The following is a 14,290-nucleotide window of genomic DNA, read 5'->3' as shown; positions in this document are numbered from 1 at the left end:
ACCGGCATGAAGGCAGAAGAGATCCTGGCGGACGCGAAGACCATCGCGGTCGTCGGCCTGAGCCGCGACCCGGCCAAGGCCGCCCACGGTGTCGCCGCGGTGCTGCAGGCCCACGGCTTCCGGATCATCCCGGTGCACCCGAGCGCGACCGAGCTGCTCGGCGAGAAGGTCTATCGGTCGCTGAAGGACATCCCGGAGCCGGTCGACCTCGTCGACGTCTTCCGGCCCTCGCCCGAGGCGCCCGCCATCGCCCGCGACGCCGTCGAGATCGGCGCGAAGGCGCTGTGGCTGCAGCAGGGCATCGTCTCCGCCGAAGCACGCCGCATCGCCGAAGAAGGCGGGCTCGGATACGTGGAGAACCGCTGCACCGCCGTCGTCCGCGCGACGGCCGCGATCACGAAGAACTAGCCGGAAGCTCCGAAGTGGACGATGCGGTGGTTGCCGGTCTCGGCCACCCAGACACCGCCCACGCCGTCGTCGGCGACGTCCCGCGGTGAGCTGATCGGCTCGGTCGTGTCGGCCAGCGCCGCGCCGGTGCGGGTGTCGAAGCGCGCGACGCGTCCGGTGTCGTCGACCAGCAGCCGCCGGTCCCGGTCCAGCGCGACCGCGCGCGGCCGGACCAGGCCGCCGAACTCGCGCACGAACCCGCCCCACCACGAGAACTGCACCACGCGGCGGTTGCCGGTGTCGGCGACGTAGACGTTGCCCGCCGCGTCGACCGCGAGGCCTTCCGGCGCCTTGAGCCGCCCGGCCAGCACGCGCACGAGCGCGCCGTCGCGCGTGAACGCCTGCACGCGGTCGTTGCCGGTGTCGGCCACCCACACGCGTCCGCGCCCGTCGACGGCGATCCCGGACGGCGCGCGGAACTGGCCCGGGCCGGCGCCGGGCCCGCCGAACGCGCGCGGGAGCGCCGCGACTTCACTGGTGGCCACGCCGCCAGGATCGCCGACCGCGAGCCACGGCGGCCAGCGTCGAAAAGAGTGTTCAGCGACTGTTCCGCCCTCGCTCACCAGCTCCACCGCGCGCACGTCCGCCGCTCCAGGAAGCTGTACGCGGGCAGCGGCCCGATCCAGTCGGCGTGGACGCCCTCGCCGCGGGCGAGCCCGGCGACCGCGTCCCGGACGACCAGCAGGTCGCCCATCCCGACCAGGAACGCCCAGCGCTCGTCGGCGGACTCGCCGGCCGGCAGTGCCACCGAGTCGCGGGCCCGCTCGGCGACCTCGGAGAGCAGCACGTCGGACCGGGCCGACCGCCACGCCGAGCCGGGCTCGGTGAACCGCAGGCAGACGTGCACCTCGGCCAGGCCGTCGAGCCGGTCGAGGTCGGCGCGGTAGGCGTCGGCCGCGGGGGCCAGCACGTCCGCGCGGACGGCCTCCTCGTCGTCGGCCACGGTGCCGAACCGGACCGGCAGCACCGGACCGCCCTCGACGAGCGCGGACACCACCGCCAGGTGCAGCGCCGGGTCCGGCTCGGGTTCGCCGACGACCATCGCCAGGTCCTCCCAGCACACCGTCCACGGCGCTCGCGGGTGCCCGGCGCGCACGACGCCGTAGAGCTGCAGCGTCACGGCTGGTCGACCGGGACGGCCGGCTCGACCGGCACCGCCACCGCGGGCGTCGGCGGTGAGGGCGGGATCAGCCCGGTCGTCTGCCCGAGCCCCTGCGAGATCTGCCCGGGCACGGGCGTGTTCTGCAGCCGCTGCATCGCTTCGAGGTAGCGGATGTAGGTGTCGACGCTGGCGATCACGATCCGGGCCTCGATCGCCAGCAGCTCGATCCCGATCACCGACACCCGCACCGAAGCGTCGATCACGAGTCCCTTGTCGAGCAGGATGTCGAGCGTGTCGGCGAGGCCGCCGCCGGTCTGTCCGGGTCTGGTCACCTAGAGCCTTTCGTCGAGGGCCGCGCGGATCTCGGCGAACCGGAGCTCCAGCGCGATCAGGGCTTGGCCGAGGTCTTCGACCTGGGTTTCGGTGAGAGTTCCGGCGTCGAGCCGCCGGAGGGCCTGGCGTTCGAGCACTTCGCGGAGGATGTCGAGCACGGTCACCACCAGGTGGCCGAGCCCGCGGCCGGCGTCGGCGGGGATCCGGACGGGCTCGCTCATCCCGGGGCCTCCTCGATGCCGAGCAGCAGCAGCCGCAGGTCGAGCCGCACCAGGTCGATGCCGGCGAGCGAGATGATGACGTCGCCGGTGACGACCGCGCCGCGGTGCACGACCCGGTCGAGCAGGTCCGCGACGGCCTCGGCGGCGTCAGCCATCCGCCGTCACGCCCAGCTCGACGTCGGTGAAGGAGTACGGCGGCCACGGGCCGGTGGTCTCGACCGTCGCCCCGGCCTGGCGCAGCTCGCGGGCGAACCACTCGAGCTCCGCGTGGAACGCCGCCTCCCGGCTCTTCGCGACGAGGTACGCCGTGTTGACCAGCACGCCGTGCGGACGGGTGCGCCCGAGGTGGTCGGCGGCGTGCCGGCTCAGCGCCTCGTCGAGCCGCGTGGCCACGTCGCCGACGTTTTCGCGGCCGCGCTGGATCGCCTTCAGCCGTTCCCGGCGGCGGACGAGGTACTGCGTGCCCGACAGGCCCGCGGTGTCCGGGCGGCTGGTCGCGGCGGGCTCGACGTGCCGCACCCGGACCCCCCACTCGCGGTGGCCTTCGACCTCGTCGAGGCAGTTCCGGGCCTGGTCGTAGGCGATCTCCAGGAGCCGTTTCACCGAAGCTTCGCCGTCGAGGACCGTGCCGAACCGCAGCGGCAGCACCGGTTCGTGCCGGAAGACCGCGCGCACGACGGCGTCGTGTTCGCGCGCCAGCTCGGCGAGGGCGCCGTCCACCGGGTCGAGCGTGTCGATCCGGTCGAAGCGCGCCGGGGTCACTTCGGACACGACGACGCCCAGGTCGCGGTAGCCGACGAGCCGGGGTGCCGGGCCGAGGTCCAGCCCGTCCCGGTTGCGGGTGATCGCGTAGGCGCAGAGCCAATCGCGGTTGCTCACCGCAGTGCGTCCCTCCTGCCCGGAACCCGGGCCTCGAGTGCGGCGACGCGGGCCGCCAGGTCGGTTTCTCCCAGCTCTTCGCGCACCGCGTTCGGCGAGAAGAACGGGTCGTTCGTCCACCAGTCCATGCCCATTTCCCGGGCGGTCTGCGCGGAGGCGATGAACAGCCGGATCCGCAGCGTCAGCAATTCGACGTCGACGACGCTGACGCCGATGTCACCGGCTATCACGACACCCTTGTCGAGCACGCGTTCCAGAATGTCCGCCAATGAATCGGACGAAGCGGCCAATCGTGTCACTCTCCCTTTCAGGAATCGGTGGCACCTCGGGTGAACCGCCGCAGCCGCTCGCACGCGGTGAGCTCGCCGGAGGCGTCGAGGTCCACCCGGTAGGTGGCCATCACGCTGGTGGAGTCCGGGATCCGGGCCAGCTCGACGACGTCGACGAGCACGGACCAGCCGCCCTCGGCGCGGGTCCGGAGCCCGGTCACGGCGTGCGGGGCCAGCCCCGTGACCACGCCGAACTGGGTGGTCGCTTCCCGAATGGCATCGGCGGCGCGAAGCCGGGAAACGGACTTCTCAGGGGTCTCTTGAACATTGTTACTGGGGGCAAGGAACGGCTGCGGCGATTCCGTCATCGCTTTCCTCGTCGCGGATGGGTGCCCCACCGTAGCAACGCGCACAACAGCCCGCAGATGCGTTGCGCAACGGCATTTTTCACCGGTTCGCGGGAACGAATGGGCTCACTGCGGCAACCAGCGGGAGCAAACGGCGCAACACCGCGGCGCCCACCGGAACCAATTTCCCGATTCCGCCCGGAAGGTTACGATCGGGTAACGTCCACCAGCCGGTAGCCGACACCCCGGACCGTCTCGATGGTGCGGGTGCCGAACGGCACGTCGATCTTGCGCCGGAGGTAGCCGATGTAGACCTCGACGACGTTCTCGTCGCCGTCGTAGTGCGCGTCCCAGACGTGGCTCAGGATCTCGTTCTTCGTCAGCGCGGTGCCCGCCCGGCGCAGCAGGAACTCCAGCAACCCGAACTCCCGCGCGGTCAGCTCGATCCGCTGCTGTCCTCTGTGGACGGTCCGGGCGGACGGGTCGAGGCGCAGGTCGCCCGCCTCCAGCACGGCGGGGCGGGCCGGCGCGCCGCGGCGCAGCAGCGCGCGCAGCCGGGCGATGAGGACGACGAAGGAGAACGGCTTCGACAGGTAGTCGTCGGCGCCGAGGTCGAACGCGTCCGCCTCGTCGTACTCGCCGTCCTTCGCGGTGAGCATCAGCACCGGCGTCCAGTTCTCCGCCGCCCGCAGGCGTTTGAGCACCTCGTAGCCGGACAGCTCGGGCAGCATGATGTCGAGCACGACGACGTCGTACTCCTGCTCGGTCGCCCGCCAGAGGCCTTCCCGACCGGTGTGCGCGACGTCGACGGTGAAGCCCTCGGCGACCAGGCCGCGCCGCAGCGTCTCCGCGAACTCGCGCTCGTCCTCCACGATCAGCAGGCGCACTATTCCTCCTCCGGCAGTTCGAGCACCGGCAGCTCGAGCACGAACCGCGCGCCCGGCTCGTCCGACGCGGCGTAGCGTGCGCTTCCACCGTGGCGCGCCGCGATACCCGCGACGATCGGCAGTCCCAGCCCGGTGCCGCCGTGTTCGCGCTGCCGCGACGCGTCGAGCCGGACGAACCGTTCGAAGATCCGGTCGCGGTCGGCTTCCGCGACGCCGGGGCCGTCGTCGCTCACCTCGACGACGGCGAGGTCGCCGCGTACCGAGCTGGCGACGCGGATGTGCGAGCGCGCGTGCCCGCGGGCGTTGTCGACCAGGTTCCGCACCGCCCGCCGCAGCTGGGCCTCGCTGCCGCGCACCTTCGCCGGCCCGGCCCGGACCTCGACCTCCAGCGCGCACTCGCCGCGGACCCGCTCGGCCTCGGCTCGGACGATGTCGTCGAGGTCGACCTCGGTGCGCGCCGGCCGGTCGGTCGTGTCGTCGGTGCGGGCCAGCATGAGCAGGTCGTCGACGAGCTCGCGCAGCCGCGCGGTCTCCCGGGCGATCACCGGCACCAGGTCCTCGGTGCTCTCCGGGTGCCGCCCGGAGACGTCGAGCGCGGTGCTGATCGTGGACAGCGGCGAGCGCAGCTCGTGGCTGGCGTCCGCGACGAACCGGCGTTGTGCCGCCTGCGCCGACGCGAGCCGCCCGAGCATCTCGTTGAGCGTCACGGCCAGCCGGTGCACCTCGTCGCCGCCCGGCGGCAGCGGGACGCGGGCGGCCAGGTCGCGCGTCGAGATCTCGGCGACGGTCCGGCGCATCCGCTCGACCGGCCGCAGCGCCGAGCCGACCGCGCGGTAGACCGCGAGCCCGGCGATCGCCAGCAGCGGGATCGAGATCAGCCCGAGCAGCAGCGTCAGCCGCGTCGACGCCTCGGTCACCGGCTCCAGCGACCGCGCGGAAACCACCGTGTACGGCCCGCCCGGCCCGTTGACCTGCTGCGACACGACGCGGTAGTCGTCGCTGTCGCCGTTGAGCCCGAGCGGGAGGGTCTCGATGGTCTCGTGCCCGACGGCGGGACGGGCGGTGGTCAGTGGCGGGTGCCCGACGATCGCCGGGTCGCTCGCGATCGGCACGCCGCGCGCGTTGAGCACCTGGGTGACGGCCTCGGTGTCGCCGGTGCTCGCGACGTCGGATGCGCTGAGGTCGCGGGCGCCTTCGCGGACGAGCTGGATGGCGACCTGGCGGCCGGTGCTGCGGGCACTCTCGGTGACGCTGCGGTCGAGCGACTCTTCGAGGAGGACCACGACCACGGCGAGCGCGGCCGCGATGGCCAGCGCGAGCGCGAAGACGGCCACCGCGGTGGTCCGCATCCGGACGCCGGTCGCGGCGATCACGCTGCCCAGTTTCACCAACTCAGCGTAACCACAGCGAGCCGCCATCACGACGTCCGGCGTCGGCGCGTGAGCCGTTCCCCGCGCAGGCGGTCGACCTCGGGCAGTTCGAGCGGCGGCAGCGGGTGCCCGGCCGTCCAGGTCAGCAAGAGGTCGGCCAGCGCGGGGTTGCGGGCCAGCGCCGGGCCGTGCAGGTAGGTGCCGACGATGTGGTCGGTCACCGCGCCTTCGGTGCCGTCGCCGTTGCCGGTACCGCGTACGACCTGCCCGAGCGGCTCGCTGCCGGGGCCGAGCTTGCTGCTGCCGAGGTGGTTCTCGAAGCCGGTGAGCGGGGCGTTGTCCAGGATGTCCGGCGACGTCGCGACCAGCTCGGCCACCGCGCGCCGCTCGCCGGGTTCGGTGGCGACGTCCAGCAGGCCGAGACCGTCGTGGTCGACGCCGTCGAGGCCGCGGAAGCGGGTGCCGAGCACCTGCAGGCCGGCACAGACGCCGAAGACCACCGATTCGGGCGTCAGCGCCCGGCGGTACTTCCGCAGGTGGGCGGCGGCCAGCGCCTGTGCGCCGTCTTCACCGCCGCCGATCAGGTAGAGGTCCAAAGTGGACGGCACCGGGTCGCCGAGCCCGACCGGCACGACCTCGGCGTCGAACCCGCGCCAGCGCAGCCGCTGGTACAGGACCTGCGCGTTGCCGGTGTCGCCGTAGGTGCCGAGCACCTCGGGCAACAGGAGTCCGATGTGGACGACCGAGTCACGCACCGGGCAGCCTGCCCACCAGGTCGCGGAACGCGGTGTAGTTGGCGACCAGCTCGACACCGCCCGGCGGCAGCGCGTCGATCGCGGCGACCGGGTCGGGCTCGGCCCAGTGCGCGACCTCGGCGTAGCAGAGCCGCACGGCGAGGTCCGCGCCGCGCTCGCCGGTGACGACGACCTGGCGGCCGCGCAGCCGCTCGAAGTGCACGTCCCAGAGCCAGGACAGGTCGCGGCCGTCGGCCTCCTGGGCGTTGACCGCGACGACGACCGGGGTGTCCTCGTCCAGCACGCGCAGCGTTTCGGCCCAGCCGGCCGGGTTCTTGGCCAGCATCAGCCGCACGGAGTGCCGCGACCGGCGGATCGTCCGGTAGCGGCCGCCGATGTCGGTGATGGTCCGCAGCCGCGCGGCGGCGGTGTGTGGCGGCACGCCGAGCCGGTGCGCGGCGGCGAGCGCGAAGGCGGCGTTCGCCCGGTTCGCGTCGCCGGGCAGCCGCAGGTCCAGGTCGACCTGGCGGCCGCCGGGCGTGCGGACGAGGTCCCCGTCGAGGGTCCAGGTGGGCTCGGGCCGGGCGAGCCCGCAGGCGCAGCTCCAGTGCTCTTTGGCGTGTTCGATCCGGCCGTCGCAGCGCGGGCAGGCGGTCGAGTCCCCGGTCCAGCGGCGGCCGGTGCCGACCCAGAGCGGCTTGGCGGCCGCGGTCGCCGCGGAGGTGACGAGAACGTCGTCGCAATTGGCGACAATCGTGGTTTCGGGATGTCCGGCGATCGCGGCGCGCAGATCGCGTTCGGTCGAGCGGACCTCCCCGACGCGGTCGAGCTGGTCGCGGCTGAGGTTGAGCAGGACGAGCACGGCGGGTTCCAGCTGCTCGGCCACCCAGGGCAGGTAGGTCTCGTCGACTTCGAGGACCGCGTAGGGCGCTTCGGGCCGGGCAGCCAGGGCGGCGAGGATGCCGTCGGGCATGTTGGCACCGTCGCTGTTGGCGGCGACTTCGGCGAGGGCTTCGAGGGCCTTCGTGATCATCAGGGCGGTCGTGGTCTTGCCGTTGGTACCGGTGACGAGCACGACCGTGCGTTCCCGGCCGAGCCTTCGGAGGGCTTTCGGATCGAGCGCGAGAGTGACCCGGCCGCCGATGACGCCGCCTTGGCCGAGCCCGGCGTTGCGGGAGAGCCAGGCGGTGGCCCGCCCGGCGGTCACGGACGCGCGGGTACGAAGGGGGTTTCGGGCGGTCACCGGCTGGATGGTGCTCGGTGGGCGCTGTGATTTCGCTGAGTCCGTGACCCCGGCCACCGGCCGGGCTTGCCGAGGCGGCCCGGTGCAGTGAATGACTCATTCATGTCGCCGGACGACGTGAATGAGTCATTCACGGCATCGCCGCCGCACGAGCGACGCCACCCGGGAACCGTCTCTACTTTCTTCACAGCCCATTCACGGATATGAATCCGCACCTGTCGAACTTGTCGAACGAGCCCGTCCCAGGCTCCGCAACCGCCATAGGTAGGAAACTTAACCATCGGAGGTTGTACCAATTAGCATGCACAAGTAACCGCATTCTCCGAGTCTTCTTCTGAGACGTTTCAAGATCTTCCGCCCATACATCGGAGGTGTTACCGTCCAAACCCACCCAGCGGAAATGCGTACCGCTGAGCGAAACCGGGATCGTCCAACGGAGGGCAACGTGGGACCGGAGCGCGCACTGGAGAACAGCGGAACTCTCGAACGCGGACTCGCGGTGCTCGAGCACGTGGGTCGGCACCAGGAGATTTCCACCAATGCGATCGCGCGGCAACTGGGGCTTTCCCGCAGTGCCGCCTACCGCATCGTCGGCACCTTGAAGAGCCTCGAGTACCTCGAAGCCGACCAGGTCACCGGCCGGGTGCGGCTGGGGACGCGGTTGGTCGAGCTCGGCGCGCGGGCCATGGCCGCGACCGATCTGCACCGCTGTGCGCCGCGGTACCTCGCGTCGCTCGCCGAACGGTCCGGGGAGACCACCTACCTCGCCGTGCCCGACAACGACACCATGGTCTACGTCGCCACCGAACGCAGTGCCAGCGCCGTCACGCTCGCCTGCCGGCTCGGCACGCGCCGGCCGCAGCACGCGACGTCGCTCGGGAAAGCCTGGCTCGCCGCGCTGCCCGAGGCCGACCGGGCCGAACGCGTCCGGCGGATGAAGCTCGACTCGCTGACGCTCAAGACGATCAACGACCCCCTCCGGCTGCTCGACGACCTCGCGCGGACCAGCCGCCGGGGCTGGGCGGTCGACGAGGTCGAGAACGAGCCGGACGTCGGGTGCGTCGCCGCCGCCGTGCGCGACCACTCCGGACGGCCGATCGCCGCCATCAGCATCGCCGGGCCCGCGCCGCGCGTGCTGCGCCGCCTCGACGAACTCGGCGCCTCCGTGGCCGGGACCGCCGCCGCCCTGTCGCTGCGGCTCGGATACGTACGCGGGCAGAGGGGCTGACGTGACCTGGATCCAGGACTACCAGCCGGCGGGCGGGCTGTGGGTCTCCGCGTTGCTCGCCGCGCTCCCGATCATCGTCCTGCTGGTCGCGCTCGGCGTGGTCCGCTTCTCGGCGCACCTCTCCGCGGCGCTCGCGCTGGTCACGGCGCTCGGCGTGGCCCTGCTGCTGTACCGGATGCCGGCCGCGCTGGCGTTCGACTCCGCGGCGATGGGCGTGCTCTTCGGCGTGTGGTCGGTGGCCTGGATCGCGTTCCACGCCGTGTACTTCCACAACGTCACGGTCGCCACCGGTCGGTTCGACGCGATCAAGCGCGTGCTCGCCGGGTTCAGCGAGGACCGGCGGCTGCAGGCGCTGCTCATCGCGTTCGGCTTCGGCGCGCTGCTCGAAGGCGTCGCGGGCGGCGGGTCGCCGATCGCGATCACCGCGGCGATGATGGCCGCGCTCGGGTTCCCGCCGGTGAAGGCCGTCGTGCTGGCCCTGCTGGCGAACACCGCGCCGGTCGCGTTCGGCGGGCTCGGCAACCCGCTGATCGTGCTCGGCAGGCTGACCGCGCCGATCATGCACCTCAAGCCGGACCAGGCGACCGAGCTGTTCTCGGCGGCGGTCGGCCGCCAGGTGCCGGTGCTCGCGCTGATCATCCCGGCGTTCCTGGTCGTCGTGCTCGCCGGCTGGAAGCGCATGCTCGAGGTGTGGCCGGCGGTGCTCACCGCCGGGCTCGCGTTCGCGGCCATGCAGTTCGTCGCGTCCAACTACATCAGCGCCAGCCTGGTCGACGTCCTCGCCGCGCTCACCGCGATGGCCGCGCTGTGGATCCTGACGCGGTTCTGGCAGCCGGCGGCGGTGTGGCGTTTCGACGGTGAAGAAAGCGCTGTCACGGGCACCAGCCTCGGCGCCGCGAAGGTCGAACGCGGCGCGCTGTACGCGTGGATGCCCTACGTGATCCTGATCCTGGCCATCTTCCTGTCGCGGATCGGCACGATCTTCAAGAACCTCCCCGCCTGGCTCGACCTGACGAAGCTGCTGCACAAGGCGGACTGGATCTTCGCCTGGCCGGGGCTGCACAACCACGTCGTCCAGCACCCCCCGATCACCGCGAAGAACGCGCCGTACGCGGCGACGTTCACGGTCGACTTCCTGTTCTCGCCGGGCACGGTGGCCCTGATCGCGGCGGTCGTCGCCGGGTTCGCGATGGGCGCACGGCCGGGGCTGCTGGTTTCGACCTACCGGAAGACCCTGCACCAGATGCGCTGGGCGCTCGCGACGATCTTCATGATCCTCGCGATCGCGTTCGTGATGAACTACTCGGGCGCGACGCAGACGCTGGGCCTGGCCCTGGCGACGACCGGCGCGGTCTTCCCGCTGTTCTCGGCGTACATCGGCTGGCTGGGCGTGTTCCTGACCGGGTCGGACGCGTCGACGAACAGCCTGTTCGGGCCCATGCAGGTGATTTCGGCCCAGCAGCTGAACCTGAACCCGATCCTGGCGGGCGCGACGAACACCTCGGGCGGCGTGATGGGCAAGATGATCTCGCCGCAGAACCTGTCGATCGGCGCGACCGCGATCGGGCAGAGCGGCAAGGAAGGGTCGTTGCTGCGGCAGACTTTCCTCTGGTCGCTGCTGCTGACCGCGGTCGTCGGCGTGATCTCCCTGCTGCAGGCGACGATCCTGACGGCGATGATCCCGACACCCTAGGCTGGGCGGATGAGCGCATCCTTGGCCTCCTTCGCGTACGAACTGGGCCTGCTGAAGCGGGTCCGGCGGTCGGGCTGGTGGCACGCGGGGGTCCGCGACCCGGAGTCGGTCGGCGAGCACAGCCTGCGGGCGGCCCAGCTGGCCGCGCTGATCGCGGCGGAGGAAGGGGCGTCGCCGGAGCGGGCGGCGTTCCTGGCGTTGTGGCACGACACCCAGGAGACCCGGACGGGTGATCTTCCGCTGACCGCCGTCGGCTACCTGCGGAAGCCCGAGCCGCGGGAGATCACGGCCGACCAGACGGCGGCTCTCCCGGACCGGTCGCGCTCGCTCGTGCGGGACGCCGTGGACGAGTACGAGACCCGCGAGTCGGCCGAAGCCTGGTGCGCCAAGGACGCCGACAAGCTGGAGATGCTGCTGCAGGCGCTGGAGTACCGGGACATCGGCGTGCGGCCGGTGGACGAGTGGATCGACTCGGCGCAAAAGGGGCTCACGACGGAGACCGCGAAGAGGATCGCCGAGGCGGCGTTGACGCTGTCACCGCTCTCCTGGCGGGACCGATGACTCCAGGTCGCCCATCGCCGCCGACCTGACCGTCCCGTCGGCGATGCTGTGCGAGATCAGGCTGTGCGCCTGCCGGAACCGCTGGCGAGCCTGCGCGAACAGGTAGCCGTCGGCGAGCGCGGTCCCCGCCAGCAGGAGCGCCTTGACCCACGGCGGCGCGGACAAGCTCACGCACACCGCGACCGCGAGGACCGGCAGCGGCAGCAGGATCGCGTCGCGGAACTCGCTCTCGCCCTTGAGCCGGCTGAATTCGGCGTACAGCTCCGGTTTCGCGACGATCAGCCGTGGCCACATGTACTGCACTTCGCGCATGGCGTCGAGCGCGATCCGGTCGATCTCGTGCTGGTTCTCACTGCGCGGCGTGGCGTCGGACGTCGTGCTCTCCTGGTGCCGCTGGTAGTCCTGGCGGATCCGGGCCCGCACGCGGGAGAGCGACCGTCCGCTGAGCGGCCGGAACACCGTGAGCGGACCGCGCGGCCGCGCGTCGAGGTTCTCCGGCGTCAGCTTCCGCAGGTAGGCGACGCTCAGCTGGAAGAACGCCGACTGCACGAGCGTGCCGGTCACCTCGCCGATCAGCAGGCACAGCACGCTGATCGCGGCGAGCCGGCCGCCCGTCCCGAACAGCTCCAGCAGCTCCAGCGCCGGTTTTCCGAGCAGTCCGGCCGACGGCGGGTGGTAGTGGCCGATCAGCAGCCAGCCGGCGCAGAACCACATGTACCCCGCGACCAGCGCACTGCGGACGTCGCGAAAACCGGGTAGCAGCGAGGCGAGCACGGCGTCAGCGACCCACCGCCGTCGCGCGGTCCAGCAGCAAGGCGCGTTCCCGGGCGTTCTCCGTCATCTCCGCCGCCCGCCTGAACTCCTGCTCCGCCTCTTCGAGGCGGCCGAGCTTCTGCAGCAGATCCCCGCGGACGCTCGGGAGCAGGTGGTAGTCCTTCAACGCCGGCTCGGCGGCCACCGCGTCGACGACCTCCAGGCCCGCCGCCGGGCCGTACGCCATCGCCACCGCAACCCCGCGGTTCAGCTCGATCACCGGGGACGGCTGGAGCTTCCCGAGCCCCTCGTACAACGCCGCGATCCGCCGCCAGTCGGTCTCGTCCGCCGTCCGGGCGCGGGCGTGGCACGCCGCGATCGCCGCCTGGGCGGAGTACGGGCCGTACGCGCCGTCGGCGATCTGCTCCGACAGGGCCAGTGCCGCCAGGCCGTGCTGGATCAGCAGGCGGTCCCAGCGGGCGCGGTCCTGTTCCAGCAGGAGCACCGGTTCACCGTTCGGGCCGGTGCGGGCCTTGGCGCGCGACGACTGCAGCTCCATCAGCGCGACCAGGCCGTGCACCTCGGACTCCCCCGGCATCAGCCCGGCCAGGACGCGGCCGAGGCGCATCGCCTCCTCGCAGAGCGCCGGGCGCATCCAGTCGTCGCCGCGAGTGGCCGAGTACCCCTCGTTGAACACCAGGTAGATGACCTCGAGCACGGACGACAGCCGGGCGACGCGCTCGTCGCCCTCCGGGACCTCGAACGGGACCTTCGCCGCGGCGAGGGCCTTCTTCGCCCGCACGATCCGCTGCGCGATCGTCGATTCGCGGACCAGGAAGGCGCGCGCGATCTCGTCGGTGGTCAGCCCGCCGAGCATGCGCAGCGTCAGCGCGACGCGGGCCTGCGTGTTCAGCACCGGGTGGCAGGCGACGAACAGCAGGCGCAGCAGGTCGTCTTCGATGTGGTCGTCGAGGGCCGCGTCGAAGTCGGGCAGCACGCCCTCGCCCAGCTGCTGATCGCGGCCGACCTCCTCGAGCTTCTCCGCGTACCGCTCGTTGCGGCGGAACTGGTCGACCGCGCGGCGCTTGGCGATGGTCATCAGCCACGCGCCGGGGTTGCGCGGCACGCCGGACTCCGGCCACTGCTCCAGTGCTGCGACCAGCGCGTCCTGCGCCAGTTCCTCGGCGAGACCGACGTCGCCGCGGGCCATCCGGGCCAGGCCCGCGATGAGCCGCGGCGACTCGATCCGCCAGACCGCTTCTACCGTGCTCCGGGTGTCCGCAACCGTCACCCGGCCATCAGACAGGGTGATCCGGCGCGGTGCAACCCACTACCCGGCGATGGCGCGGATCTCGATGACGCCGCCCTTGGCTTCGGGGTTCGGCGCGCGCTTCATGAGCGCGACGACGTCCTCGAGGGATTCGCCGTTGAGCACCCAGACGCCGGCGACGAGCTCCTTCGTCTCGGCGAAGGGACCGTCGATGACCTTCGGTTCGGCGTTGCCTTCGAAGATGACCCGCACACCCTCCGAGCTCGGGGTGAGCCCCTCGGCGAGCACGATCCGGCCGTCGTTCAGCAGCTCCTCGTTGAACTTCGACATCGTTTCCAGCTCTTCGGTGCTGGGCCCGATCCCGGCCTCGGACTCTTCGGAAGCCTTCACCATCACCAAGAAGCGCATCAGGCCTCCCCGGCGCTCTGCGCGCGCAGCCGTCCCTCCAGCTCCGCGACCTCGGGCGTCATGTTCTCGAAGTCGGACGCCTCCGCGACACGCCGGATCTCGACCTCGCCGTGCTCGCCTTCGGGGTTCGGCATCCGCTTGATCCACTCGATGCACTCGTCGCGGTCGCGGCACTGGAGGATCCAGAACCCGCCGACGAGCTCCTTCGACTCGGTGAACGGGCCGTCGACGACCTTGGGGCTCTCCTTGCCGTCGAAGACGACCCGGGCCCCTTCCGCGCTCGGCGCGAGGCCTTCGCCGGCCAGCAGGATGCCGGCCTTGACCATCTCTTCGTTGAACTTCCCCATCTCGGCCAGCAGCTCGGCGCTGGGGGCCTTGCCGTCGGTGTCCTCGTTCGTCTTGACGATGACCATGAACCGCATCGCGGTCTCCCTTCGTTCGCACTCGCCTACGCGTCGAACGGCCGCGCCCCGGATCGACAGCGTCCGCCAAAAACTTTCGCGCCGGAAAACTAGCAGCTCAGGGCGGCCTCGGCGGGGCAATTC

At 71.7% G+C, this 14,290-nt stretch carries 20 protein-coding genes; 4 read left to right on the top strand and 16 right to left on the bottom strand.

From position 1 onward, the window contains the following. Positions 1–6: 6 nt before the first annotated feature. On the top strand, positions 7–408 hold the full coding sequence (locus QRX60_RS15510) for a CoA-binding protein (protein WP_286001476.1): 402 nt from the start codon (positions 7–9) through the stop codon (positions 406–408). Here QRX60_RS15510 and QRX60_RS15505 read toward each other — a convergent pair. The 12 genes from QRX60_RS15505 to QRX60_RS15450 all read right to left on the bottom strand — a co-directional run bounded on the left by QRX60_RS15505 (position 405) and on the right by QRX60_RS15450 (position 7,796). Beyond that, entirely contained in the window at positions 405–932 is a 528-nt protein-coding gene (locus tag QRX60_RS15505) for an NHL repeat-containing protein (protein ID WP_286001475.1), read from the bottom strand. The two genes, QRX60_RS15510 and QRX60_RS15505, sit on opposite strands and share 4 nt — an antisense overlap. A 74-nt stretch (positions 933–1,006) precedes the next feature. Further along, entirely contained in the window at positions 1,007–1,567 is a 561-nt protein-coding gene (locus QRX60_RS15500) for a GvpL/GvpF family gas vesicle protein (protein WP_286001474.1), read from the bottom strand. Further along, positions 1,564–1,881 (bottom strand): gas vesicle protein GvpJ, encoded by a 318-nt coding sequence (gene gvpJ, locus QRX60_RS15495; protein WP_286001473.1) that lies wholly within the window; start codon positions 1,879–1,881, stop codon positions 1,564–1,566. The genes QRX60_RS15500 and gvpJ (QRX60_RS15495) overlap by 4 nt, the downstream gene beginning before the upstream one ends. After that, entirely contained in the window at positions 1,882–2,103 is a 222-nt protein-coding gene (locus tag QRX60_RS15490) for a gas vesicle protein K (protein ID WP_286001472.1), read from the bottom strand. Next, a complete protein-coding gene (gene gvpJ / locus QRX60_RS15485; RefSeq protein WP_285476983.1) occupies positions 2,100–2,258 on the bottom strand; it encodes a gas vesicle protein GvpJ in 159 nt (52 codons plus the stop codon). Before gvpJ (QRX60_RS15485) ends, QRX60_RS15490 begins: the two co-directional genes overlap by 4 nt. After that, the gene (locus QRX60_RS15480) at positions 2,251–2,982 is read right to left on the bottom strand and encodes a GvpL/GvpF family gas vesicle protein (protein ID WP_286001471.1); all 732 of its coding nucleotides are present in this window, start codon (positions 2,980–2,982) and stop codon (positions 2,251–2,253) included. The genes gvpJ (QRX60_RS15485) and QRX60_RS15480 overlap by 8 nt, the downstream gene beginning before the upstream one ends. Then, positions 2,979–3,272: a gas vesicle protein gene (locus tag QRX60_RS15475; protein WP_286001470.1), complete on the bottom strand. Its 294-nt coding sequence runs from the start codon at positions 3,270–3,272 to the stop codon at positions 2,979–2,981. The genes QRX60_RS15480 and QRX60_RS15475 overlap by 4 nt, the downstream gene beginning before the upstream one ends. A 17-nt stretch (positions 3,273–3,289) precedes the next feature. Further along, positions 3,290–3,619: a gas vesicle protein GvpO gene (locus tag QRX60_RS15470; protein ID WP_286001469.1), complete on the bottom strand. Its 330-nt coding sequence runs from the start codon at positions 3,617–3,619 to the stop codon at positions 3,290–3,292. Between the two features lie 185 nt (positions 3,620–3,804). Beyond that, positions 3,805–4,485 (bottom strand): response regulator transcription factor, encoded by a 681-nt coding sequence (locus QRX60_RS15465; protein WP_286001468.1) that lies wholly within the window; start codon positions 4,483–4,485, stop codon positions 3,805–3,807. Further along, on the bottom strand, positions 4,485–5,873 hold the full coding sequence (locus tag QRX60_RS15460; protein WP_286001467.1) for a sensor histidine kinase: 1,389 nt from the start codon (positions 5,871–5,873) through the stop codon (positions 4,485–4,487). Before QRX60_RS15460 ends, QRX60_RS15465 begins: the two co-directional genes overlap by 1 nt. A 29-nt stretch (positions 5,874–5,902) precedes the next feature. Then, positions 5,903–6,610, bottom strand: coding sequence for a type 1 glutamine amidotransferase (locus QRX60_RS15455; protein ID WP_286001466.1), 708 nt, complete (start codon positions 6,608–6,610; stop codon positions 5,903–5,905). After that, entirely contained in the window at positions 6,603–7,796 is a 1,194-nt protein-coding gene (locus QRX60_RS15450) for a MurT ligase domain-containing protein (RefSeq protein ID WP_286001465.1), read from the bottom strand. Before QRX60_RS15450 ends, QRX60_RS15455 begins: the two co-directional genes overlap by 8 nt. 481 nt (positions 7,797–8,277) lie before the next feature. Between QRX60_RS15450 and QRX60_RS15445 the strand changes: the two genes are divergently transcribed. Genes QRX60_RS15445 through QRX60_RS15435 form a run of 3 tightly spaced genes read left to right on the top strand, consistent with a single transcriptional unit; the run spans position 8,278 to position 11,314 of the window. Next, positions 8,278–9,060 (top strand): IclR family transcriptional regulator, encoded by a 783-nt coding sequence (locus tag QRX60_RS15445; RefSeq protein ID WP_286001464.1) that lies wholly within the window; start codon positions 8,278–8,280, stop codon positions 9,058–9,060. A 1-nt stretch (position 9,061) separates the two neighbouring features. Continuing rightward, positions 9,062–10,753, top strand: coding sequence for an L-lactate permease (locus QRX60_RS15440; RefSeq protein ID WP_286001463.1), 1,692 nt, complete (start codon positions 9,062–9,064; stop codon positions 10,751–10,753). A gap of 9 nt (positions 10,754–10,762) precedes the next feature. After that, positions 10,763–11,314, top strand: coding sequence for an HD domain-containing protein (locus QRX60_RS15435; RefSeq protein WP_286001462.1), 552 nt, complete (start codon positions 10,763–10,765; stop codon positions 11,312–11,314). Here the strand turns inward: QRX60_RS15435 and QRX60_RS15430 are convergent. Genes QRX60_RS15430 through QRX60_RS15415 form a run of 4 tightly spaced genes read right to left on the bottom strand, consistent with a single transcriptional unit; the run spans position 11,288 to position 14,167 of the window. After that, complete coding sequence (locus tag QRX60_RS15430; protein WP_286001461.1) at positions 11,288–12,088, bottom strand: hypothetical protein; 801 nt, start codon at positions 12,086–12,088, stop codon at positions 11,288–11,290. The genes QRX60_RS15435 and QRX60_RS15430 overlap by 27 nt on opposite strands. A gap of 4 nt (positions 12,089–12,092) precedes the next feature. Further along, the gene (locus QRX60_RS15425) at positions 12,093–13,358 is read right to left on the bottom strand and encodes an RNA polymerase sigma factor (RefSeq protein ID WP_286001460.1); all 1,266 of its coding nucleotides are present in this window, start codon (positions 13,356–13,358) and stop codon (positions 12,093–12,095) included. Between the two features lie 39 nt (positions 13,359–13,397). Continuing rightward, a complete protein-coding gene (locus QRX60_RS15420; protein WP_286001459.1) occupies positions 13,398–13,745 on the bottom strand; it encodes a YciI family protein in 348 nt (115 codons plus the stop codon). Next, a complete protein-coding gene (locus QRX60_RS15415) occupies positions 13,745–14,167 on the bottom strand; it encodes a YciI family protein (RefSeq protein WP_286001458.1) in 423 nt (140 codons plus the stop codon). The genes QRX60_RS15420 and QRX60_RS15415 overlap by 1 nt, the downstream gene beginning before the upstream one ends. Positions 14,168–14,290 lie beyond the last annotated feature (123 nt).

It is taken from the genome of Amycolatopsis mongoliensis (genome assembly GCF_030285665.1).
GTDB lineage: Bacteria > Actinomycetota > Actinomycetes > Mycobacteriales > Pseudonocardiaceae > Amycolatopsis > Amycolatopsis mongoliensis.
This window is presented reverse-complemented; position numbering and strand designations above follow the sequence as displayed.